This window comes from Alteromonas sp. S015, from assembly GCF_036864485.1.
In the GTDB taxonomy this organism is placed as follows: Bacteria; Pseudomonadota; Gammaproteobacteria; order Enterobacterales; family Alteromonadaceae; genus Alteromonas.
In genome coordinates, this window is sequence record NZ_JAZETO010000001.1 from 702,178 (window position 1) to 727,548 (window position 25,371).

Genomic DNA, 25,371 nt, shown 5'->3' on the forward strand with positions numbered 1-25,371 from the left:
ATGAAAGTATGCTAACGATATCAGAGAGCTGATACTACGCCTAGCGCTAAACAGCGAATAGTGAGAATTTTCGACCATTATTTAACGTTTTGTGAAGTTTCTCCTTATAGACGCTCTAGCATTAAGGTGCTCTTTACCAATAACGAGACAATGTGAACAACACCATAAATTTAGAAAACGCACATCACATTACTTTGCCTAATGGGTTGCGTGCCATGTTATGTCATACGCCTGAAGCGAGTGAGTCGTTTGTATCAATGGCGGTAAGAGCCGGACACTTCTATGACCCTAGTGATTGTCAGGGCTTAGCCCATCTTCTTGAACACATGCTTTTTATGGGAAGTCGCCATTTACCCAAGCCCAATGCTATTAATGGCTTTATTGAGCAGCATGGGGGAACAATAAATGCTTGGACGGGTACCGAATACACAAATTATCATTTTGATTGCAGCGGTGATGCCATCGCGCAAACATTGCCAGCATTTGCAGATATGCTTCGGCAACCCTTATTTGATGAAGATGCACTCGCCAACGAAATAAAGAACATTCATGCTGAGTTTGAATTTAAGAAAAAAGACGACCTTCGCCGCCTCTATCAAATTCACAAAGAAACGTGTAATCCAGCGCATCCTTTTGCAAAATTTTCGGTGGGCAATTGCGATACCTTTTCTCAACATGAATGCACAGAGCTTAAACGGCGCTTGAAGGCACTGCATCAGTCCTATTACTGTGCCCTTAACATGCGGCTCTGCATAGCTAGCCCCATGCCAATACGTCAACTCGAAGCGTTAGTGAATCAGTGTTTTGGAACATTGCCTGACGGACAGCTAGCCTTTGACGACTGGCCACCCCTTTATACTCAAAATGAATTGGGTATTCAGATAAACATTCATCCATTACAGTCTGCTAGACGCTTGATAGTAACGTTTGCCCTACCCGCTTTGCAGAACGACTATAAAACTAAACCATTAAACTACATAAGCCATTTGATTGGTGATGAAGGCGAAGGGAGCCTGCTCGCCTATTTAAAAGAAAAAGACTGGGCGTTGAACCTCATTGCGGGCTCTGGTATTGAAGGCGATAAATTTAAAGATTTTAACGTGAGTTTTCAGCTTACTGAGGAAGGCCTTAAACATAAAGAACAAGTGCTAGAGGCACTGTTTAGCTATATTGAATTGATTAAAGAAGCATCGGCTGAAAAATGGCGCTTCCACGAGAAGTCGCAGCTTAATGCGCTGGCCTTAGAGTATGAAGAAAATATGAAACCACTTGGGGTCATAACTGAGTACGCACAACATCAGTTTATATTTGAACCCGAAGAGTTAAACAGGCTTCGCTCTACTATTGGCAGCTATGACAAAGGCATTATTGAGCGGGCTCTGTCTTTCTTTACTCCCAAAAACCTTCGTTTAAAAGTTATCTCAAAAGAGGTAAAAACCACTAAGGCATGCGCATTTTATGGCGCTGAATATAGCGTTGAAAAAATCGATGATGCGCTAATACGTTCGTTTGCATGCGTAAAGAAAATATCAGCATTGCGCCTTCCACCACCGAACCCCTATTTGGCGAATGAATACACGCTTATCCTCCCAGAAACGGGTTTTAATGTGCCCAACAGATTGATAGATAATGGAGGCTATCGTTTTTGGTTCGCTCAGGATCAGCAATTCCATAGCCCGAAAGGCGATATTTACATCTCCTTCGACGCCGCTCACTTTTCTAACTCTTTAACTTCTGTTGCGGCAAAACGTATTTGGCTTGGTGCACTGAATGACCATCTCCAAGCAAAATACTACCGAGCCGAAATAGCAGGCCTCCACTATCGGATTTATGGGCATCAAGCTGGATTCACTTTACACACCCGTGGTTTTACAAATCAACAGACATTGTTAGCAGGTCAACTTCTTGACGCCCTTCTGGACTTCACTCCCGACGAAAAAGCGTTTGAACATCACAAAGCACTTCAAATTCAAAGCCTTCATAATTCACTGTTAAACAAACCCACTAACCGTTTATTCTCTCGTTTGAGTGTTCTTATTCAACGTAACACGCAAGCGCCAGTTGAATTGTTAGACGTGATAGAAAATATATCTTACGAAGAAATGTTGAATTGTCGCAGTGCAGCCTTTAAGCGTTATTTTGTAGAGGCATTTATGCATGGCAATTGGGCAAGCGAAGAAGCGAAGGCGTTTTCTACAACGCTTCACCGTCATTGCAAAAACGCAAAGGGAGCTCCCCTTTCTCGGGCCGTTTCTAAGCTGCCTGTGGGCGGAACGCTTTATCACGAGGTATTGTGTAATCACGATGACTCAGCGGTGGTTCTCTATTTACAAGCGCCCTCTCCCAGTCTAACCGATACCGCGTTATGTATGGTCCTTGAACAAATGCTAGCTGCTCCGTTCTTTAATTCGTTAAGAACAGAACAGCAGTTGGGTTACATAGTGGGTACAGGCTATGTGCCACATAATCAACACCCTGGAATGGCGTTCTATATTCAAAGTCCGCAGTGCAGCCCGAAGCAATTGCTAGATGCAATGACCGCCTTTTTGTTTCAACAACTGAATGAAATAGAGTTCTATCGTTTTTATTGGCCAACCATTCAACAGAATCTTATTAAGCAGTTAGAAGAGAGAGACCTGACGCTTTCGATGAAGTCACAGCGTTTATGGGTAAGTTTGGGTACACAAGACTTAGCGTTTAATAGAAATACAAAGCTTGCTGAAAGGATAAAAGGCTTAAGTTTCGAAGAAATTCAAGATTTCGCGCATCAACTCGCTAAGCGAGAGCGCTGTGGTGAATTGGTCCTATTCTCTCGAGGAAAATTTGAGCGCATTCCTACCCAAGAAAAACGAACGATTAACGGTATTTCTGAGTTCAAGAAAGAAATTCCTTATTACTAACACTCACTAAGCACTTTGTGCCGAAGCTAAGAGTTTTAATCAATCAGCCGTCGCCCAACTTTGTTCACAGGCGAGGTTGGTCAATAAGTAAACCATCATTCTTGTTATTACTAAAAAGTCCTTGTAGAGGCTTAGTTAATTCGGCATATTTATTATTCTGGCTGTTAGGGATGCCGCCAGTTAAATAAAAAAATAATAAATGGCGTATGCCAAAGGTGTGTAGGTGCGCTCAACCCTAGTTTATTCAATTTCTCTACTTTTGTTGGCTTTGTCAGAAATTCTTTTTTCTTCAGCAAAGGCGATAGAGGTTTCTGATCTTCATTTTACAGAGCTAAATAAAAAGCACGGTCTCTCAGACACTGCGGTTTTAGATATTGTCGAAGATGACATGGGTTTCATTTGGCTTGCAACTTCCAACGGCTTGAATCGCTATTCCGGTTATGAGGTTAAGCAATATCATCCCTCAGATGTAGACCCGAATTCGTTACCTTCAGGGTACATTCAATCCTTATTTGTCGATTCAGACGGTCAATTATGGGTTGGTACACACTCGGGGTTAGCGCTCTACCAACCAGATACTGACAATTTCAAAGTTTTCAATAAGAAAAACTCGGTAATAAAAACTGATTTAATAACAGCGATTACAGAGTCTAAAAATGGCGATATCCTCTTCGCTGATCGCAAATTCTTGTATAAATACTCCAAAAAGCGCTCGCAAATAAGCGTTTTGACTCAGGTCTTCAATGAAGATAGCTTTATTAAAGTTATCTTTGAAGAGGCCAATCGCATCTGGGTGGGCTCAAACAAGTTTGGCGCAAAACTCATTGATACAGAAACCTTTGACGTCCACGACGTAAGAAAAGTAAACCCCTGGGGTGTGTCACTCGATATTCGAGCACTTCACGATATATCAGTAATAAACGGTAACTATTGGTTGGCGACTAACAACGGCCTTATAGTAATCGCATCAAATGGCAAAATTTTAAAGAAAATTGAAGGTAAAGATTTAGGTGTTGAAGAAGAGCTAAATACCTTTTCAATATCAGTTGTTGATGACGACATTTGGATTGGCACTTTTATAGGGTTGTTTTTGCTTTCTGACGGCGCAAAAGCCCAAGTAACGGAAGCTTATGAGCCTGAAATTTTGCACCTAAACGCCGACACATACAGCACAACAGGTATTCCGCCAGAAATCATCATGAAGGTTATAAAGGACAAAACTGGTGTGGTTTGGGCCGCAACCTTTCATCGTGGTGCTTTTAAATATCACCCCGACTATGCCAGTGTTCACTTCCAACCAGTGTTTAATTCTGAGCGACATACCGAAGACAATTATACAACTATATGGGGCTTTGCAGAGAATAGTTCGAACGAGCTGTTTTTTGTTTCTCAGCAAAAAGGCGTGGGTAAGATTTCGAGAGCAACCGGTAATGTGTCTTTCTTTGAATTGCCCCAAGATATAGCTGTCAATGGTTCATTCTGGGACATTGAAGTAGATAGTAACAACAATATTTGGCTTGCTTCCTCGTTAGGATTGGTTGTTTTTGCGGAAAAGGACAATGAGCTAGTAACGTTGAAAAGATATTTCAAAGGTTCGTTCATTGACTACATCTTTAAGAGTGAATCAGCTGTATGGTTCCAACTTCCTAATGGCGACATTCATTCTATAGATTTTGACGATGTAGGTGTTAAGAGTGAGCCCGCGACTCCTCACCAAAACCTCACTCAAAAATACGGGAGAATGTCTGCTGTCTATGCTGATGACAAAAGCAGGGTTTGGTTTAGAGCTGAAGAAAAACTAATTGTTTATTCGGTTGAAAAACAGAAAATAATAAAGGTACTGGATTCAACCAACGGAATTAATTCTCTTGTATATGGAATTCACAAGACAAGTGATGGGCTTTGGCTGACTACTCGTTCTGACGGTGTTATCCAGCTGGACGAAGAAAGCCTAGTTATGGTTAAAAAGCAAAACCGAGACAGCCAAAGTGGATTTATCACGTCTACAACATCTATAAAAAACAATATTTGGTACTCTGACGCTAAGGGTGTCCACAAAGTAATTCTTCCTTCTCTAACTGAAACTGAGAGCATTCCGAATGAGCAATTAGACTTTAACTCACTGGGTGAAGGCGCTGTAATTGCAACTCGCAACAATACTATTTACTTTGGTGGCAATAAAGGCTTTATAAGGATATCTAAAAACGCAAACCCTAATGCCGAAGGTATCTTACAAACCCGCTCTCCTCAGCTATACCAAATGAATATTTTTGGTTCGGTTGCTAAATCCACGCGCAACGCGCTAAATGGGGATGAACCGACTTACTCGTTCTCCGCCAAAAAAACAATAACTTACGAAAAAAACTTAACAGTCGGGCACGATGAAACCAGGTTCAGCATTTCATTCGGCCTAGTAAATCCTTTGTATCCGAAGCAAGTTGCTTACCGCTATAAGCTCTCTAATTTTGAGAATGACTGGATATATATCGACGACGAAAGATCTGCACAGTTCAATAACATATCCTTTGGCAGCTACATTTTTTCAGTTCAAGCAAAAGAGCCTGGTAAGTCGTGGTCTGAAAGTAAAAACTTACAGATTACTGTCGAACGTCCTCCCTGGCTCCATACCGTCGCTTTAGTATTTTACTGTTTGATAGCGTTCGCTTTGTTTGCTTTCGTCGTTCGCCAATATCAGATTAGAAAAGCAAACCAGCTTGCCATTAAAGAGTCGGAGGAACGCCTAAAACTTACACTATGGAGTTCGGGTGACGAACTGTGGGACTGGGACGTGTACAGAGGCCAAGTCTATCGCGCCAATACGTGGGGCACCCTTGATTTCCCTCAGGATGACATACGCACCACGGGTGCTTACGATGCGAATATCCATCCCAATGACATAAGCCGAGTAAAGGCTACTCTAAGAGAACATCTTGAAGGCAATAGCGACTTCTATGAACTTGCATACCGTACAAAGACATTTAAGAATCAGTGGATTTGGATACTCGATCGCGGGAAAGTTGTTGAAAGAGACCATAACGATCAACCAGTACGAATGACAGGTACCCTAAAGAATATTCATCACTTAAAAGAAGCCGAAGAGCAGCTTAATCTGTTTAAGCGTTCGATAGAGAATATTTCTGAAGGTGTATTCATAACAAATACCCAATTTAAGTTCATAAGTGTTAACAATGCTTATTGTAAATACACGGGGGAAACCCGTGACCAAGCGCTAGCAAGTTACATGCACTTCCACTTATATCCAGACGCATTTACGGAAGAAATTAAGAAAACGCTTAAATCGAAAAGCAACTGGTCAGGCGAAGTGGAAAGTGTGCGCGTGAATGGCGAGCGCTATGAAATGGAGTTGAATATTGATGCCGTCCACGACGACGACGGAAAAATAAGCCATTTTGTAGGCGTATTTAGTGATATTACGTCTAGAAAAAGTACTGAAAAAGAGCTTTTAAAACTGGCTAACACCGACCCGCTGACGGAACTTCCGAATCGTTCGTTCTTCCAAGCTAGCCACCAGAATTTGGTGCGAAAAGGAGCACAACATACCCTGCTCTGCTTAGATATGGATAACTTTAAGAAGATCAACGACTCCTTAGGCCACCAGACAGGCGACATATTAATTAAACAAATAGCAAAGCGCCTACAAAGAATTACTGGCAAAAGTGCGACCTGTTACCGGTTAGGTGGTGATGAATTTAGTGTTTTAATGGAAGATAATGCCGATATCCACACGGTGACGCATTACGCGCAGAATTTATTAGACACGTTATCTCGTCCATTTATCATTAATAAGCAGGAGTTTGTATTGGGTGCGAGTATTGGCATTGCCTTCTTCCCTGACGACGGAACGTCCCCGCAGGAATTGCTGAAAAATGCCGACACAGCCATGTACTTCGCTAAAAACAATGGTGGTAACAGCTACCAGTTCTTTAGTGGGGAAATGAACCAAAATGCCGTTAGGCAACTGCAAATTGAAAACCTTATAAGACAAGGTATTAAAGATGACCTGTTTACAGTTTACTACCAGCCAAAAGTCGATATAGCATCAGGCAAACTCGTGAGTATGGAAGCTTTGGTGCGATTTGAACACCCTCAAAAGGGTATCGTAAGCCCTGGGCAATTTATCCCCCTGGCTGAACAGACAGGGCAAATAATAGAAATTGGCGAACAAGTGCTTAGAAAGGCATGTGCAGATACCAAGCGCTGGGTAAACCAAGGCTTGTTCAGTGGTCGTGTGGCCGTAAATATCTCTGCCAAGCAATTCGCGTTGCCTGACTTGGATGATAGAATCAATAAAATATTAAACGACATCGGTTTGTCGCCATTGCATTTAGAGTGCGAAATAACCGAAGGTACGCTAATGGAGAGTCCCGAAAACGGCCTTCAAATGATGACCCGCCTTCGCGAAAGGGGGATTCATTTAGCGCTTGATGATTTCGGCACGGGTTATTCATCTTTAGCCTACTTAAAGCGTTTCCCACTAAACACGCTGAAAATTGATAAAGCATTTATCGACGATATAGCGAAGAGCAATGTGGACCGACACATGGCCGCTGCCATTATAAATATTGCCCACAATTTAGGTTTAAAAGTTGTAGCTGAAGGCGTAGAAGAAGAAGCGCAGTTGGATATTTTACGTCGCTACGATTGTGAGATGTTGCAAGGTTTCTTATACAGCCGGCCACTAAATGCAGAGCGATTCGAGAAGCTTCTTACCGAGAATCAAAAGCTTCACACATTACTTGGCCATTCTAGTTATTAACCACCCTGACTATTTAACAACCTGACTATTCAATTACGTACAGGGCATTTACCGTCTTCTTTCTGAAGTCACATATTGCAATTATAGGTAATGTCGTTACCGCCTAATTTTAATCTATTAGACTTTAGTGTCATAAAAATGGCACTTGTCAATTTCAACCCCCTACCCCATTGAGAAAACAACATAAACAACTGTATTTATTTGATTTTATTTTTTTGGCATACATTTGGCTATATAACTAGCAACCGATGAAAAATATAAAAAAATCGGTTTTGTTTGTTCGTTCATAATAATCAGAGGAAATAAATATGTTGAAAGAGTACGCAGTTGCACTTGTGCTTTCTACCGCTACCCCAGTTGCTGCCGACAAGCAAGAAGGCGCCAAACCAGCTCCTGAGTCGCAAAAAGAAACTATCACTCAACCAGAGTATATTAGACCACAAACAGGTGGTGGCCACGGCGTTGGCTTCTAAACTGAAGAACTGTATGCCAAAAAAAGAGAGAGCTATGCTCTCTTTTTTTATACCTGTATTTATCGCGCCTTATTTTTCTTTTTGGCTGAGCTTATCAAAAGCCTACGCGGCTATATATAAGTTATTAAACCCTACTGCATTGCGCCAATGTATATGACGAGAAATTGAGAACATAGGTAGTAAAATTGGACCTAGCACGAAGCCAGCTACCGCCCACTTCTTCGCGTTCATTCCCCATTTAAATGCTTCTACATAAAAATACAGAGAAAAGATAACGCTTAATACTACGAGTGAAAGCACACTGCTCCCCCATTTTTTGTTTAAATGCATAGAATTACTTGTCTCCGTCAATTACTCGCTCTAAGGCACTGATAATTGACGCCAACAATTTGACACGTTCATTTTTTAGCCGCACGAATTCTACTCAAAAAAGACCAAAAAACCAGCAAAAATGTGCGTTAGACATAAAAAAACCGGGCAAAGCCCGGCTTTTTAACATTTTGTAAACTTAGCTGTAAAACTTCTGATCATTTTCAGCCATTTTCACTAGCACATCAGCAGGCGTAAATTTATCGCCTACAGCGGTAGCGTAATGGTTTAAACGCGCAACAACGTGTTTAATACCTAACGTATCCATATAGCGGAATGGGCCACCTAAGAATGGAGGGAAGCCTATACCAAAGATAGCACCAATATCACCGTCGCGGGCATTGCGGATAACGCCTTCATCTAAACAGCGCGCTGCTTCGTTAAGCATCATTAACACACAGCGTTCAGCGACTTCTTTCTCGCTTAGTTTGGCAGAAGGTGAAAGCCCAAGTAATTCGTAGATTGATTCATCCACTTCTTTACCAGGCTTTTTACCTTCATAAGAATAAAACCCTTTTTGGTTTTTCTTACCCTTTCTGCCGTCTGCAAGCACTTTATCAAAAGCACTTGGCGCAGTGAAGCGCTCTCCGAACGCCTCTACAAGGAATGGGATGATCTTGGTACCCACATCAATGCCCACTTCATCAAGTAGTTTTACAGGCCCTACAGGGAAGCCAAATTTAACTAATGACTTGTCAATGTGCTCAATAGGCTCACCGTCAAGAATAAGGTTTGCCGCTTCATTCATGTAAGGTGCTAAAATACGGTTTACGTAGAAACCCGCACCGTCTTTTACGACAACTGGCGTTTTACCTTGCTTCTTAGCAAATTCTACTGTCGATGAAATAACTTGGTCAGACGTTTTGTCGTGAGCAATAACTTCGGCCAACGGCATTTTGTCTACTGGCGAGAAGTAGTGTAGACCAATCACGTTTTCAGGGCGTGCTGCTTTAGCTGCAATTTGTGTAATTGGAATAGACGACGTATTAGACGCGAAGATTGTGCTTACTTTGCAGTTCTCTTCAATATCCGCCACCATCTTCTGTTTAAGATCGAGGTCTTCAAACACCGCTTCAACAACGATATCCGCATCTTGATAACCACTGTAATCCAATGTACCAGTAAGAAGTGCTAACTGTTTCTGCATTTCGCTGTTACGCATGAAACGCTTCTTTACCTTTTTATTTAAGATGTCGTAGCTGTATTTCATTGCGTTAGCAATACCTTCGGCACGCACATCTTTAATACGCACTGGCACACCAGCTTTGGTCGACGTAACATAGGCGATACCACCGCCCATTAGGCCACCACCAAGCACGCCAACTTTTTTCATCTTTTCGGGTTTAACACCTTCAACGCCGTTTTCTTTCTTCATCTCTGTGGTAGCGAAGAAAATTTGACGTAATTGGAAAGATTCCGGTGTCATAACAAGCTTACCAAAGGCTTCAGCTTCGGCTTTAAGCCCGGCCTTCATCCCTTCGTTCATGCCTGTTTCGATAACATCAATAATGTAACCTGGCGCAGGATAATTACCTTTGGTTTTGGCAAACGTCGCTTCGCGAGCCTTTTTAAACATCATGCTGCGGCCTGGGCCAGTTTTCTCAAGCACTTTGTCCATTACGCTCTTCTGCGGCGCTTCACGTTCTGGTTTGCGTTTAAGCGCAAATTGCTCTGCAACTTTAAGTAAGACGCTGTGCGGTACTACATCATCTACGATGCCGTATTTTTTAGCTTGTTTAGCCCTTGCAGGAGAGCCAGTAAGCATCATTTTCATCGCTTGCTGAATACCAATTAAGCGAGGAAGACGCTGAGTTCCGCCACTGCCCGGTAACAAACCAAGCTGGACTTCCGGTAGACCTACTTGAGTGCTAGGTGAATCGGTACATACACGGTAGTGACACGCCAAGGCAAGTTCTAAACCACCACCTAAAGCTGGGCCATGGATAGCCGCAACGAAGGTAGCCTTCATATTTTCAATTCTATCGAAAATAGCTTGGCCGCCCGCAGCAATAGTTGTAGCGTCTTCCGCAGTTTTACACGCTGCTAACATGGTGATATCGGCACCTGCTACGAATGAGCTTGGCTTGCCGCTCGTTAGTACAACACCTTTTATACCGCTGTCGCGCTCAATATCGTCAAGCATGGCAGATATCTCATCGCCAAACTCAGCTTTTAGCGTATTCATGCTCTCGCCAGGTACGTCCATGCTAAGAATAGCAACACCATTATCTTGCTTGGTTAACGTAAATGCGCCCGATGTTGGCTGAACGTCATTTGTCATTTCTTGTTCCTGACTCATATTATTCTGTCTCCACAATCATTGCGGCACCAAGTCCACCCGCAGCACATGCAGTCAGTAGACCTGTACCACCGCCACGGCGATTTAGTTCGTTAAGCATTTGCGTAATCATACGTGTACCAGTTGCAGCAAACGGGTGACCATAGGCAATTGAACTACCCATTACGTTGAATTTGTCCATATCAATTTCGCCAGTCGCTTTGTCGCGCCCTAGTTTCTCTTTGGCGAACTTGTCACTTGCGAACATCTTAACGTTTGCCAAGGTTTGCGCTGCGAACGCTTCGTGCATTTCAATTAACGTTAAGTCGTTTAGCGTCATTCCTGCGCGATCTAACGCGATAGGTGTCGCGTAAGACGGTCCCATTAGCATGTCTTCCCACACGTCGATTGCAGCAAACGCGTAGCTCTTAATGTAGCCCAATGGTGTGTAGCCTAGCTCTTTGGCTCGGCTCTCTGTCATCATAAGCACTGCAGAAGCACCATCGGTAAGCGGTGTGGCGTTTGCCGCAGTTACAGAGCCGTACTTTTTGTCGAATACTGGGCGAAGTTTTGCGTAGCCCTCAAGCTTTGAATCGAAACGCACGTTGTTGTCGCGCTCTAGAGCACCTTTGTACGGTTCTGCATAAGCGGTGATCACTTCGCTAGACAATTTACCGGCTTCCCAGCTTTCAGCTGCTAGGCTGTGCGAGCGATGTGCGAGCTTGTCTTGATCTTCACGAGAAATTTGGTGCGTTTTGGCCATTTGCTCTGCAGTTTGTCCCATTGACAAACCTGTAGAATACTCAGCTACAGCAGGAGGAACTGGCGCTAAGTCTTTTAAGCTTAAACGCTTAAAGATGTTTAGCTTTTGCCCCAAGGTTTTGGTTTTCTGTAAATCTACCAGCGCACGTGCAAGGTTCTTTGATACACCGATTGGTGATACCGATGTTGAGTCTGCACCACCAGCAATACCTACCCGCACAGTGCCTGCCATCATGCTTTCAGCGATGTTTACCGTTGACTGGAAGCTCGTCGCACATGCACGAGATACACTGTAAGCATCGGTATGAACATTCATGCCAGTGCCAAGCACAATTTCGCGCGCAATGTTTGGCGCTTCAGGCATTTGCACTACCTGACCGTAGACAACCTGGTCAACCCACTCTTTTTGAACACCATGGCGAACGAGAAGTTCGTTTACGACCATTTTACCTAGATCAACAGCCGGAACACCGTGGAAATATGTTGCCATTTTCGCAAACGGAGTACGCAACCCCGCGACAATGGCGATGCGATCACCCTCTCGGGTAGTAACTGATTGTTTTGTTGCCATAATGCACCTAAATTGAGGACCGACTTCATGATTAGCTCGTTGTTGCGAAGTGGTCTGACCTGTAATAAACCCGATTTTTACAAACAATGAACAAAATAGCAAATAATGCAGGGGTAAGGGCAATATAAATGAAACTAAAGTTCACTTGGGCAATTTAAACCAGCGGCAAAACTTCAAGTTATTCACTAAATATACCTTGATGCCTCAAGTAACTTTTTGACGCCCTACCACATATCGCAATTTTATTACTATTTAACGACTTGAAGAAAGATAGAATGAACCATATATGGAAATGAAAGTCTGTTTTGTGTCATTGTGACGGGCTAGAGCTATTTAATTTAATATGTAATTTACTTTTTAGCTAAGCGATCACTTTATAAGAGATTTAATAATTCTATCGTTCAAATGGCACTTCCTGATAACGAGAACTCAAACGGAAATTTTGCATTATGGCAGCAGCGCAATTTCAACAGTTACACGCTTATTTAGACCAGCAGATCATTGGTCAGCACGCGTTAACCAAAAGCCTTCTTATCGCTCTTTTGGCCGACGGTCACCTTCTGGTAGAAGGTCCTCCAGGACTTGCAAAAACACGCGCAATCAATGCACTTGCTAATGGTATTGACGGTGACTTCCATCGCGTACAATTTACCCCAGACCTTTTGCCTGCGGATTTAACCGGGACAGACATATATCGCCCCGAGACTGGCGAATTTGTTTTTCAAAAAGGGCCGCTTTTTCACAACTTAGTGCTAGCCGATGAAATCAACCGTGCACCAGCAAAAGTACAATCAGCCCTGCTTGAAGCCATGGCAGAGCGTCAAATTACGGTGGGCAGTAAAACCTATCCTCTTCCCCCGCTATTTTTGGTAATGGCAACGCAAAACCCGCTAGAGCAGGAAGGAACTTATCCACTTCCTGAAGCACAGCTAGACCGATTCTTAATGCATGTGGACATTGATTATCCGGGCGCCGAGACAGAGCTAGAAATATTGCGTTTAACCCGAGGTGAGGCGCTTTCTGAACCGCCTGTTACGCCACCTACGCTAACCCAAGACGATATTTTTACATCGCGCAAAGAAGCGTTGTCTTTGTATATGGCACCAGAATTAGAGAAATACCTGGTTCAATTGATCATGGCCACTCGTCAGCCTGCAAGTTTTGGCGCAGAGTTAGGTCAGTGGATAGCGATGGGAACAAGCCCCCGAGCAACCATCAGCTTAGATCGCTGTGCACGCGCTCACGCATGGCTTAACGGCAGAGATTTTGTTGGTCCTGATGATATTCAAGCTGTGGTTCACAACGTGCTTCGCCACCGCATTATCCTGTCTTACCAAGCAGAGGCTGAAGGCGTAACGATAAACGACGTACTTGATAAGATTGTTGCAACTGTCGCAGTACCTTAAGCTATGGTGAATGTACAAGGGCAGCTAGACAAGCTGCAAAGTAACGGGGTGTCACTGTCTACTGCGGAGCTACTTCGCTACCAGCGGTTAGCTAAGCTTTTTAGCTTAGCGCCTAAACGTATGCCACAAGCTAAACTTGCTGGGAGTTATCTCACCAAGCACAAAGGCCGAGGCATGGAGTTTGATGAGGCCCGTCATTATCAGCCTGGTGACGATATTCGCGCTATTGATTGGCGCGTTACTGCGCGCACGGGTAAAACTCACACCAAAGTGTATCGGGAAGAGCGAGAGCGCCCGGTTTTTCTATTCTGTGACTATTTACCTTCAATGGCTTTTGGAACGCAACTGCTCACTAAAGCGGTGCAGGCCGCGCATGTTTCTTCGCTAATTAGCTGGTCTGCGGCTGCGCGCGGCGATAAGGTTGGCGCACTGGTATTTAATCAGCAACAGCACAAAGAAATTAAACCGCTTACTCGAAAAAAAGCCGTGTTGCACGTGTGTCACGAACTTATGGCTTTACACGAACAAAGCACGCAATCTAAACCAGATAAAATCAAAGACGAACAAGCGTTTGCCGATGCCTGTGCGCGGGCAAGACGTTTGGCTAGACCTGGGAGCTTGGTCTATCTAGTGTCAGACTTTCAGCATTTAAGTAACCAAGCTATTCAGCACCTAAGTCACTTAACCCGACACTGTGAAGTGAGGGCTATAGTTATTCATGATCCCATCGAACACGCCTTGCCACAAACCAGTTCGCTGCAAACCGTCAGTGTATCTGATGGTCAAAGCCAACAACGCTGGGTGTTAGGCGACAATACCGAACAGCAGCAATATCAAAAATGGCGCAGTGAACACAACAGCGCGATTTATAACACCTTGCGCAAAAACAATATCGCTCGATTCAGTGTTTCAGCGGGCCTTCCTTTAGACGAACAGCTTCAGAGTATGCAGCAAGAACAACGGTTGGAGCTTAATTAATGCCGAGCAACAATCTTTCAATCAATCTTTTATCGAGCCTTTTATCCAGTTCAGCTCAAACGACACCGGCAAATCAAATGCCAGCGCCCCCCCAGCAGCAAGACCCACTTGCTCAGCTGCGCGATATACACGTACCTACAGAGGTCAACGTTTGGCCATTAGATTGGGGTTGGTGGGCGCTTATTGCAGTGGTTTTACTTGCCCTATTCTGTCTATATAAAATTGTCATTGCTCATATACGTCACAACAAGGCGCGTAAGCAGGCTTTAGCATTACTTGAATCGATTTCGGCACAACAAAGCAATTGGCCCGTGGCGCTAAACTCTATTTTAAAACGCACTGCTATGAGCTATTACCCGACCCAGCAAGTAGCAGGGTTATACGGCAAACAGTGGCAAGCGTTCTTAACCTCTGCATTGAAAAGTAGTGACAGCAAACTTGAAAGTGATTTAAGTTTATTAGTAAGCAATGTTTACCAAGCCACTCCCAACTCAAATGATTTTGAAACCTGTAAAGGGGCAGTAAAAAACTGGCTTTCAAAAGCGAAACTGCCAAAAAACAAGGGGGCTTACGACGATGTGAATGATGGCAGTCTCCACGATGGGGGCCCTCATGGTAACCAAGCCAAGGAGCCGCATCATGCTTAATTTTGCTTGGTGGTGGGTCTTTTTCGTACTCCCCTTGCCTATTATCGTACGCCTGCTTTCTAAAAAAGCACAAGACATGCCCATGGCTGCGCTGCGGGTTCCAAGTTTGCGACCTGGCGATGTGTCAGAGCAAGCCCAATTGAAACAAACCAAAATACCGCTAGTGGCAAGTAGCTTGATATGGCTGCTGCTAGTAACTGCTGCCGCGCGCCCTCAATGGTTAGGGGAGCCTGTCAGCATACCGAACGAAGGTCGAGAAATGATGTTAGCGGTAGACTTATCGGGCAGTATGAAGATAGATGATATGCAGCTAAATGGCCGACAAGTTAACCGTTTAACCATGACTAAGTCGGTGGTTTATGACTTTATTCAGCGTCGCGTAGGCGACAGAATTGGCCTTATCTTATTTGCCGATACCGCTTACGTTCAAGCGCCGCTCACCTACGACAGAGATACCGTTTCTACACTTCTGAGTGAAGCGGTCATTGGGTTGGTTGGCGAACAGACGGCCATTGGCGATGCAATAGGTTTAGCGGTGAAGCGCTTTGACGAACGGGAAGAGTCTAATAACGTGTTAATTCTCCTTACCGATGGGCAAAATACTGCAGGAAATATTACACCCGAGCAAGCGAAAGAGTTGGCGATTAGTAAGGGTGTGAAGGTTTACACTATTGGTGTGGGCGCAGATAAAATGCTGATCCAAAGCTTTTTCGGCAGCCGACAAATAAACCCGTCGCAAGAACTTGATGAAGGCATGTTAACTGACATTGCGACTAGCACTGGCGGTCAATATTTTAGGGCTCGAAATGCCCAAGAGCTTCAAGCTATTTACCAACAACTTGACGCACTTGAGCCTATTGAAGGTGAAACGCGCAAGATGCGTCCATTAAGCGCACTGTTTTACTATCCCCTGGGGGCGGCGATTTTACTGTCAGCTCTATGGGTATTTGTGACGGTTCTTGTATCAACATTTCGCTGGTTCGCACAAAGACGAATTAACTCGTCCCAGCAACACCCTAACTCCGCTGATGCAATACAAGCAACTCAAGCAGCGCAAACAAATAGGGAGACGAAGTAATGGAATTCGACTTCTTAAACCAATTTCATTTTTTACGCCCCGAATGGTTTATTGCGCTCGTTCCCCTGATGCTGCTTGTGCTTTTAATTAAAAAAACTACGGCTAAGCAATCTGGCTGGCAATCAGTGATCCCTTCTCACCTATATCAATACATGGTGATTGGGAAAAACGAAATGGGCGCAAAGCCGCCAATGTGGATGCTTGCTTTTGTGTGGATTATAAGTGTGATAGCACTCGCTGGTCCCACCTGGGAACGCCTGCCGCAGCCGGTTTACCAGTTGAAAATGGGACACGTTATAGTCATAGATATGTCGCTTTCAATGCGCGCTACCGATATGACGCCAAACAGGCTAACTCGCGCCAAATATAAAGCGATAGATCTAGTCAACGCTATTGGTGAAGGTGAAATGGGCTTGGTTGCTTACGCTGGCGATGCGTTTGTCATTAGCCCCTTAACCGAAGACGCAGGAAATATCACAACCCTAATTCCAAGTCTGTCACCGGAAATTATGCCCGTGCCAGGCAGCGACCCACTCCTAGGAATAGAGAGTGCGTCTGAGCTTCTCACGAATGCCGGATATAACTCAGGCATGATCTACTGGATTACTGACGGCATAGAGTTAGAACAACAACAGGAGCTTCAAGAGTATGTGGCCTCTATTCCTTTTACAGTAAATGCACTTACCGTTGGAACGTCTGAAGGCGCGCCTATTCGCCAGCAAAGCGGAGAACTCTTAAAAGACTTCACCGGCAGCATCGTTATACCCAAGTTAAACGAAGGCGCAGTGAAAGGTGTGGTTAAAACGAGCGGCGGACGCTTTGAGTCCTTTACATCAAACGACGCCGACATTGATGCCCTCGCCTCGGTATCTCTGCTAGATAAAAGCGACAGCGAAGAGAACGAAGAAGAGAGTAATTTACAAGGAGACCAGTGGAAAGAAGTTGGCCCTTACTTGCTGCTTTTACTTCTTCCGTTTGCCGCCTTTGCATTCAAACGCGGGGTAGTATTCATCGTGTTAGCGGGCTTGCTTAGCCCCTTTATGATTAAAAACGCCCATGCTTTACAAAGCGTCCAACCCTCAGAAATTGCTGGAACGTCAAAAGCCATAGGCGCAAAGGAGACGGCAAACAAACCTGATTCACTTTCATGGTGGCAAACGCCATTTATGAACGACAATCAGGAAGCATTAAACAGCTACCAAAGGGGTAAATATAAAGACGCTGTTAACCAGTTTAATGATGAAGCGTGGAAAGCGTCATCACTTTACAAGTCGGGTGACTACGAAAGTGCATTAAATGCCTTCAAAAGCATTCCTGGCCCCGAGAGCCTTTACAATCAAGGAAATGCACTGGCAAAACTCGGTAAGCTTGAAGATGCTATTAAGAAATATGATCAGGCGTTAAACGAAGCGCCCGATTTTGACGATGCAAGAACCAATAAAAAGATTGTCGAGGATTTACTAAAACAGCAACAGCAAAATCAGAACCAAAGCGAAAATCGTGATGAGAGCGAACAGAGTAACTCGCAAGATAATGGCCAAGATAGCGCTGATAACAACCAGCAATCAGGAGACCAAAACAATCAGGAAGGTTCAAATGATCAGAATGGCCAGCAAGACGATAATGAAGGCCAACAATCTGACCAAAACCAAGAGCAGCGTTCTAACGATGATCAACAAAATAGCGGGGATAACTCGCCACAGCCTGATGATTCCGAGATGAATAGCCCAAACGAGTCATCAGACTCTCAGCAGCAAAATGCAGAACAAGAACAGTCTGACCAAGGTGATAGTGCACAGCAAGACAGCGCGCAAGCACAGGAAAACGAAAAACAAGCTGAGCAGGAAGCGCAGGCTATGCAAGGACAAGAAACCGAGCTTACCGACGCAGAAAAAGAAGAACTGCAGCGAATGGAGAGTTTAATGCGCCGCGTGCCAGACGACCCTGCATTCTTACTAAAACGAAAAATGCAATTAGAAGCACAAAAACGTCAGCGTCAACGTATGCCTTCAAATCGGAGTGATTGGTAGATGAGAGCCTTATTACAGTCTACATGTATAGTTTTTTTATTAACCCTACTCGTAAGTACGGCGGCTTATGCCGATGTAAATTCGCTGGAAGCCACCATTGATAGAAATCCTGTCATGTTGGATGAAGCCATTCGTTTAACGGTTACCGCAGACGGCAGTGCAGACAGAGATGCATTCGACAGCTCTCCCCTACTTAAAGATTTTGTTGTTGGCAGAACATCGGTAAGCAGCCAAACCTCTATCGTCAATTTCGACACCAAGCGTACCACCGTTTGGACCACTACGTTATTTCCTCGAAAGGAAGGCACGTTTACCATTCCCTCATTAACCATTGAGGGAAAATCTACCCAGCCTATCCAGGTCAAAGTTATTCCGGTTCAAGAACAAAGTAACGTGGCACGAGACTATTTTGTTACGACGGATATCGACTTGAAAGAGGCTTATTTAAATCAGCAACTGCTTTATACGGTTAAGCTTTTTCTTTCCAGTAACATTGAGCGCGGCAGTCTACAAGCGCCAGAAATGCAAAATGCGGAAATTACCCAGTTGGGGGAAGATAAACAGTATACAGATATCGTAAACGGAAGACGGTATCAGATCATTGAGCGTCAATTTGCCGTTGTGCCTCAAGCGTCTGGTGAGTTCACGCTAAGAGGCCCTATCTTCACTGGCGAAGTTATGGCTGCCAATACTAACCAACGTTTTGGCTTCTTTAACCGTACCCAGCAAATTAATCGTGTCGGACCCGACATTACGGTGAATATTAAGCCAATTCCTCAGGGGATAGACTACCCTTGGTTGCCTTCTGAAATGGTGCGAGTGGATGAAGAATGGCCACAAGGTGATAGCTTTGTAGCAGGTGAGCCAGTTACGCGTATTATTACGCTAACTGCGCTCGGCGTAGTAGAAGAACAGCTTCCTGACATTCCAGAGTTTTATCCGCCAAACTTTAAGCTGTATCCAGATCAATCAAACACAACGACAGTTGAAAAAGATCAAAGCTTAATTTCACAGCGCCAAACGTCGCTGGCGATTATTCCAACGCAGCCGGGTAATTTTGTTCTACCTGAAATTACTGTTCCTTGGTTTAATACGCTCACTCAGCAAACTGAATATGCCACGATTCCGGCTCGCTCAATTACGGTAGCCCCAGCGACCGGCGCGAATAACTCGAATACTTCAATAGCGAACAGTGCAGCCCCAGAAAATACTCAAAACGCTAAATCGTCAACTGCGGCGCAATCAACAATGAGTGATGGAGAAAAGGACACGTTCTTAGATAATGCTTCAGGCGATGCGAAGTCTAGCGAAAACGCGCGACTTAATTGGATTGTGATCGGTGCACTATTTGTAATGTTTGCTATCGCACTTACAGGGTGGCTATTCACTTACAGAAAGCTTAAACAATCTCAGATAAGTGGACAAAGCGGCAGCGCTGCAAAAGGCTCCCACTTTTCAGCTCAAATGGATGAAAAAGCCCAGTTTCAAAACCTTATGTCAGTAATTAAGGCAAAAGATACACGTTTACTCACACCTGCTCTTAAGCAATGGATAAGTGCGTTAACTTCAGATACCGCGAGGCTCTCACAGTTTGAAGGGATCAACAAAGGTGTTAATGACCTCTACGCCGTTCGATTCTCGCCTAATAAAGTAGGCTCCAGCACTCAATCGCAACAAGTTACAAAGGCGCTGGAAAAGCTTTCGCAAGAAATAAAGCTCGCTCGCAGCGAATGGAAACAAAAAAGCGCAAAAAGCAATCACACGCTATCTAGCTTATATCCTGTTTCATAAAACGCATTTCATTTGCTAATACACTAGAATCTGCGTAATGAAAGCCCTTGCAACTAGCTAAATCACGGTGGCAAGGGTTTCGTTTCGCCAACGCTTGTGCCTAATAAACAGCTGAGGCTACGGACCTCATTGTCCTAATAATCTTAGAAGCTTTAACTTATAAAAATAACCAATTAAACGCGACAGGGAATAAAATGAAGAAAACACTGTTAACGCTAACGCCGATCGCGTTGGCCCTTACTACTTTAACTGCTTGCTCTCCTGCGAGCGAAACCACTAAAACAGCGCCAGAACCGATTAAAACGGAGCAACCTGCTGGACAGTCTGAGTCTGAGCGCCTTAATGCATTTTTCGAGCGCACATTTGAAGAAGATCTTAAACGCTCTCCACTATTTCAAAGTTATTTGGGCAAAAAGTGGGACTACGACAAGTGGGATGATATCAGTGACGAAGAAGCTGATGCACGTGTTGCCATTGCCAAAAACCGCCTGGAAAAACTTAATAGTTTCGACATCAGTAAGCTGAGTGAACAAGAAAAGTTGAGTTTACGCCTTTATAAACTAGGTATTGAGCGCGATTTGGCTAACGATGAATTTAGACATCACCGTTATATTGTACATCAGTTCCGTGCCGCACATACACAAGTGCCTAGCTTCCTTATCAACATTCACAGTGTAAAGAGTAAAGAAGACGCTCAGGCATACATTGGTCGATTAGACAACGTACGAGCTTACTTCGACCAAGTAATTGAGCAAATGAAGCTACGTGAAAAAGCCGGCGTATTCCCACCCGCATGGGCTTATGATCAAATGATTGATGCGTCAAAAAATGTGATTACCGGCGCACCATTTGATTCAAGCGAAACACCGTCTACTATCTGGGAAGATTTTCAAAACAAGACAAACAACCTTGATATCACAGAGGCGGAAAAAACCACACTATTAGGTGAGGCGAAAGCCGCGTTAGTCACTTCAGTCATGCCGTCATACGAGAAGTTTATCGAAGAGTTAGCTCATCAAAGAGAAGTAACTCCGAAAGGCGACGGCGTGTGGCGCTTACCCAATGGAGATAAGTGGTATCAAAATCGCCTGAACTGGTTTACCACTACTGACCTTACTGCTGAAGAAGTCCATCAGATTGGCTTGGACAATGTTGAGCGTATACACAACGCGATGCGCGAGATTATGAAACAAGTAAAATTTGAAGGCTCGCTTCAAGAATTTTTCGTTTTCATGCGTGAAGATGAGCAATTCTATCTACCTTCAACTGATGAAGGTAGACAGCAATACCTTGATATGGCGAAAACCGCCATAGACGATATGCGAGAAGCCATTCCTGAATACTTCGGTATTCTTCCAGAAGCGCCAATGATCGTTAAACGTGTTGAAGCGTTCCGCGAACAATCTGCGGGCAAGGCGTTTTACCAAAGCCCTGCGCAAGATGGCAGCCGCCCAGGTATTTATTACGCTAACCTTTATGATATGAAAGCGATGCCGACCTATCAGTTAGAAGCGCTGGCGTATCACGAAGGCATCCCAGGTCACCACATGCAGCGCGCGATTGCACAAGAGTTAGAAGGTGTGCCTCAATTTCAGAAGTTCTTGAGCTTTACCGCATACACGGAAGGTTGGGGCCTATATACCGAAGAACTGGCGAAAGATATGGGCTTTTATGAAGACCCTTACTCTGATTTCGGACGTCTGGCCATGGAGCTATGGCGTGCATGTAGGCTTGTGGTTGATACAGGAATTCATGCGAAAAAATGGACTCGTGAAGAAGCGGTGAACTATCTTATTGAGAACACACCAAACCCTGAATATGATGCCCAAAAAGCCATTGAGCGATACATAGCTATGCCAGGTCAGGCAACAGCCTATATGATTGGTAAACTAAAAATCATGGAGCTTAGAAAACATGCCCAGACTGAACTTGGCGATAAATTTGATTGGAAAGGCTTTCATGACGAAGTACTGAAATACGGCCCGGTACCACTTTCCATATTAGAAGAGAACATCAACACTTGGATTGCTGAACAAAAAAGCGCCTAAGATTTAAGAGTAGGTGCTCTGAACATTGAAAATAAGATAAAAAACGCGTCTTTCGGCTAACGAAATGACGCGTTTTTTGTGCCATAGTAAAAAAAATTTAGTTTTTGGATTTTTTATGTTTGGGCGAAATAAATCCGATAGTGATCAGGTCTTATCGGATATGAAAGCAAAACACCAAAGATATGAAGCGCTGGTAAAAGCATTTCACGCCGACATTTACCGCTATGCATTTTGGCTTATCAAAGATCAGAGCATTGCTGAAGATGTTGTCCAGGAAACCTTTTTACGTGCTTGGCGATCTTTAGACGCCCTAAATGATGAGAAAGCAGCAAAGTCATGGCTTATTACCATTCTTCGCCGCGAAAATGCCCGTCGATTTGAACGCAAACAGTTCGACACTGTTGATATTGATGATTGCCATATTCAAGATGACACCCAGCACGCTGACGGAGAATTGAAAGACAGAGAACTTCAGCGACTGCTAGGTGGATTGAGTGTGGAGTATCGCGAACCCTTGATACTTCAATTGATTTTCGGATTTAGTGGTGAAGAAATCGGCAACCAGTTGGGACTTAACAAAAACACAGTAATGACTCGTCTTTTCAGAGCGAGGAATCAGCTAAAAGAGGCATTAGAGAAGCAAGATGAACAGAGAGGTCGTGTAAATGGATGAGTTAGAATTTAGGCGTCGTATCTACGCCGATCCAGAAACGACTGACAGTGATGTTGTAGAAGCAGCAAAAGCGGATGGAAATAAACGCAGTTTCTGGAATGAACAAAAGCAGTTAGATAAGCAATTGAAGCAAGCCCTCAAAGTTGACGTACCAGAGGACTTGGCGAGCAAGCTTATTTGGCAGCAATCAACAGACGAATTTAACCGCTACAAGCGCAGAAGTCGCTGGTATTTAGCCATGGCCGCGTCCGTTGCTTTTGCGGTAGGTATTGGCCTTACTATGTGGTACCACCAACCGCTTAGTATTGGCGGGCAGGCACTTGCCCATATGCAATACGCTGAAATGGAAAGTGCGCATTCGCTACTTCCTGCTGACTTGAATATGGTAAATGCAAAGCTGGCAAGTTTTGGCGGTAGCTTTAGTGAAATGCTAGATGGTGTTGAAGTCGTGAATTATTGCCACTTGAGCACGGTCAGAAGTCTTCACCTAATTGTAAATACACCACAAGGTAAAATGTCAGTCTTTGTAGTGCCTGAACGTGGCGACATTTCGGTACCCAGCGAATTTGCTGATGAGCAGTACCACGGAGAGAGCATTAAGATGAAACATGCCAATGTAATGATTGTTGGCGATAAAGATGCTGATTTAAGTGACATGAAAAAGGCGGTTTCAGAAAGGATTCAATTCTCTGCTTGACACAAATTAACCATATATAGCACTCCAAAAAAAGTGTGTGTCTTAGCCCTTCCCTTCTGCGGCCCTTTTGGGCCGCTTTTTTTTTTCACAATAAAGATAATACCAGTCCGCATAGATACCATAATCTGGATGTGCGATGAACGTCTCCACGGAGCAAAACGAGGAGGCCGGGCGTGTGTTGCATCCTTTCCAATTTAACCTTTCGCCAAACTTTATTTACGCATTACCGTATAGAAAACAAGCAAGGTCGCCGACTGACATAGAGACTCTATGCCATAGGTGTTAGCATGAAAGAAAAAACATAGGGAATTTATATGGCTACTGGCACGATAATCTCGTTGGGTTTGTATTTTGTTGTAATGTTGGGAATTGGCCTTTTCGCTTATCGGCAAACAGATACCAATGTAGAAGGCTATATGCTTGGCGGACGTCAACTAGGGCCAGCGGTAACCGCACTTTCCGCAGGCGCGTCTGATATGAGCGGCTGGATGCTCATGGGCTTACCAGGTGCAATGTATGTATCAGGATTATCAGCGGGCTGGATCGCCGTTGGTTTGGTTTTAGGTGCCCTTGCAAATTATATGTTGGTCGCTCCGCGGCTTCGCGTTTACACTGAAGTGGCCAACAACTCCATTACCCTACCCGACTATTTTGAAAACCGCTTTGCCGACAACACGCGTTTATTGCGCGTTATAGCCTCTGTGGTTATCGTTGTTTTCTTTACGCTTTACACATCTTCTGGCGTCGTAGCTGGAGGAAAACTCTTTGAAACATCATTCGGCTTAACTTATGAAACGGGTTTATATGTTACCGCCGGTGTTGTCGTTGCATATACTCTTGTAGGCGGCTTCATGGCAGTGAGCATGACCGACTTCGTGCAAGGGTGCATCATGTTTGTATCACTTATTATGGTACCTGCAGTTGTAATCAGTGAGCTAGGTGGAATCGGTGCCTCAATAGACGCATTAGATAACATAAACCCGGCGCTTTTCGATGCATTTATGGATGCGTCTACCAATGAAGCACTTAGCGTAATCGGTATTGTTTCACTGATGTCATGGGGCCTAGGTTATTTTGGCCAGCCTCACATTATCGTGCGTTTTATGGCAATACGTTCAGTCAACGATATTCCAACAGCGCGTAATATCGGTATGAGCTGGATGATTGTATCGATTATTGGAGCGCTAATGACAGGCCTATTCGGCCTTGCTTTTGTGACCGGTAACGGCAACGAAATTGACCCTGAAACTGTCTTTATCTATTTATCTCAGATTCTATTTCACCCACTTATTGGGGGCTTTTTATTGGCTGCCATTTTAGCTGCAATCATGAGTACTATTTCGTCTCAGCTGTTGGTAACTTCAAGCTCACTAACCAGTGATTTTTATCAAGCGTTTTTAAGACGTGATGCATCAGATGGCGAGCTGGTTATTGCTGGTCGTGTCAGCGTAGTAGTTGTTGCACTTGTAGCAATTTACCTAGCTTATGATAGAGACAGCACCATTTTGACGCTTGTAAGTAATGCTTGGGCTGGCTTTGGTGCCGCCTTCGGACCACTTGTACTATTTAGTCTATTTAAGCGTGAAATGACTCGCCGTGCGGCACTAGGCGGTATGATCGTTGGTGCAGTGACGGTGTTACTGTGGATTTATCTTCCTATTGAAATCGGCGGCCAAAAGCTTGGTGACTGGATGTATGAAATTGTCCCCGGGTTTATTTTATCTAGCTTAACCATCATGGTTCTAAGCAAGTCTGGTACACCGAGAGACGGTGTGGTCGATACGTTCGACGCTTTCCAGACCAAATTGAGCCAAAGGTAAGCGAACGATACGTAAAAAGTCATTCGCAACAATAGTGAATAAAAAGCCCTGTTTATATTTTTAAATAGGGCTT

16 protein-coding genes are annotated in these 25,371 nt (G+C 44.1%); 13 read left to right on the plus strand and 3 right to left on the minus strand.

Annotation, left to right across the window (positions count from 1 at the left end; all coding sequences use genetic code 11):
* Nucleotides 1-152 precede the first annotated feature (152 nt).
* From V7R42_RS03060 to V7R42_RS03070, 3 genes are all read left to right on the plus strand, one after another.
* A complete protein-coding gene (locus tag V7R42_RS03060; protein ID WP_334018752.1) occupies nucleotides 153-2,900 on the plus strand; it encodes an insulinase family protein in 2,748 nt (915 codons plus the stop codon).
* Between the two features lie 223 nt (nucleotides 2,901-3,123).
* Nucleotides 3,124-7,677, plus strand: coding sequence for an EAL domain-containing protein (locus V7R42_RS03065; RefSeq protein ID WP_334018753.1), 4,554 nt, complete (start codon nucleotides 3,124-3,126; stop codon nucleotides 7,675-7,677).
* A gap of 308 nt (nucleotides 7,678-7,985) precedes the next feature.
* Nucleotides 7,986-8,150 (plus strand): hypothetical protein, encoded by a 165-nt coding sequence (locus V7R42_RS03070; protein WP_334018754.1) that lies wholly within the window; start codon nucleotides 7,986-7,988, stop codon nucleotides 8,148-8,150.
* Between the two features lie 102 nt (nucleotides 8,151-8,252).
* Here the strand turns inward: V7R42_RS03070 and V7R42_RS03075 are convergent, their stop codons facing one another.
* The 3 genes from V7R42_RS03075 to fadI form a co-directional block, all read right to left on the minus strand.
* Nucleotides 8,253-8,480, minus strand: a complete 228-nt coding sequence (locus tag V7R42_RS03075) for a hypothetical protein (RefSeq protein WP_334018755.1) — start codon at nucleotides 8,478-8,480, stop codon at nucleotides 8,253-8,255.
* Nucleotides 8,481-8,658: 178 nt separating this feature from the next.
* Nucleotides 8,659-10,800, minus strand: coding sequence for a fatty acid oxidation complex subunit alpha FadJ (gene fadJ, locus V7R42_RS03080; RefSeq protein ID WP_334018947.1), 2,142 nt, complete (start codon nucleotides 10,798-10,800; stop codon nucleotides 8,659-8,661).
* Nucleotides 10,801-10,819: 19 nt separating this feature from the next.
* On the minus strand, nucleotides 10,820-12,130 hold the full coding sequence (fadI, locus tag V7R42_RS03085) for an acetyl-CoA C-acyltransferase FadI (protein ID WP_334018756.1): 1,311 nt from the start codon (nucleotides 12,128-12,130) through the stop codon (nucleotides 10,820-10,822).
* Nucleotides 12,131-12,579: 449 nt separating this feature from the next.
* On the opposite strand from fadI, the gene V7R42_RS03090 reads away from it, so the two are divergent.
* The 10 genes from V7R42_RS03090 (at nucleotide 12,580) to putP (ending at nucleotide 25,298) form a co-directional block, all read left to right on the plus strand.
* A complete protein-coding gene (locus V7R42_RS03090) occupies nucleotides 12,580-13,536 on the plus strand; it encodes an AAA family ATPase (RefSeq protein WP_334018757.1) in 957 nt (318 codons plus the stop codon).
* Between the two features lie 3 nt (nucleotides 13,537-13,539).
* Nucleotides 13,540-14,514 (plus strand): DUF58 domain-containing protein, encoded by a 975-nt coding sequence (locus tag V7R42_RS03095; RefSeq protein ID WP_334018758.1) that lies wholly within the window; start codon nucleotides 13,540-13,542, stop codon nucleotides 14,512-14,514.
* Entirely contained in the window at nucleotides 14,514-15,161 is a 648-nt protein-coding gene (locus V7R42_RS03100; RefSeq protein ID WP_334018759.1) for a DUF4381 domain-containing protein, read from the plus strand. Before V7R42_RS03095 ends, V7R42_RS03100 begins: the two co-directional genes overlap by 1 nt.
* Nucleotides 15,154-16,239, plus strand: coding sequence for a vWA domain-containing protein (locus V7R42_RS03105; protein WP_334018760.1), 1,086 nt, complete (start codon nucleotides 15,154-15,156; stop codon nucleotides 16,237-16,239). Before V7R42_RS03100 ends, V7R42_RS03105 begins: the two co-directional genes overlap by 8 nt.
* Entirely contained in the window at nucleotides 16,239-18,269 is a 2,031-nt protein-coding gene (locus tag V7R42_RS03110) for a VWA domain-containing protein (protein WP_334018761.1), read from the plus strand. The genes V7R42_RS03105 and V7R42_RS03110 overlap by 1 nt, the downstream gene beginning before the upstream one ends.
* Nucleotides 18,270-20,060: a BatD family protein gene (locus V7R42_RS03115; RefSeq protein WP_334018762.1), complete on the plus strand. Its 1,791-nt coding sequence runs from the start codon at nucleotides 18,270-18,272 to the stop codon at nucleotides 20,058-20,060.
* A 194-nt stretch (nucleotides 20,061-20,254) separates the two neighbouring features.
* Nucleotides 20,255-22,108, plus strand: coding sequence for a DUF885 domain-containing protein (locus V7R42_RS03120; protein ID WP_334018763.1), 1,854 nt, complete (start codon nucleotides 20,255-20,257; stop codon nucleotides 22,106-22,108).
* 115 nt (nucleotides 22,109-22,223) lie between these two features.
* Nucleotides 22,224-22,781, plus strand: coding sequence for a sigma-70 family RNA polymerase sigma factor (locus V7R42_RS03125; protein ID WP_334018764.1), 558 nt, complete (start codon nucleotides 22,224-22,226; stop codon nucleotides 22,779-22,781).
* Nucleotides 22,774-23,478: a DUF3379 family protein gene (locus tag V7R42_RS03130; RefSeq protein WP_334018765.1), complete on the plus strand. Its 705-nt coding sequence runs from the start codon at nucleotides 22,774-22,776 to the stop codon at nucleotides 23,476-23,478. The genes V7R42_RS03125 and V7R42_RS03130 overlap by 8 nt, the downstream gene beginning before the upstream one ends.
* Nucleotides 23,479-23,792: 314 nt before the next feature.
* Nucleotides 23,793-25,298 (plus strand): sodium/proline symporter PutP, encoded by a 1,506-nt coding sequence (putP, locus tag V7R42_RS03135; protein WP_334018766.1) that lies wholly within the window; start codon nucleotides 23,793-23,795, stop codon nucleotides 25,296-25,298.
* The last annotated feature ends 73 nt before the right edge of the window (nucleotides 25,299-25,371 follow it).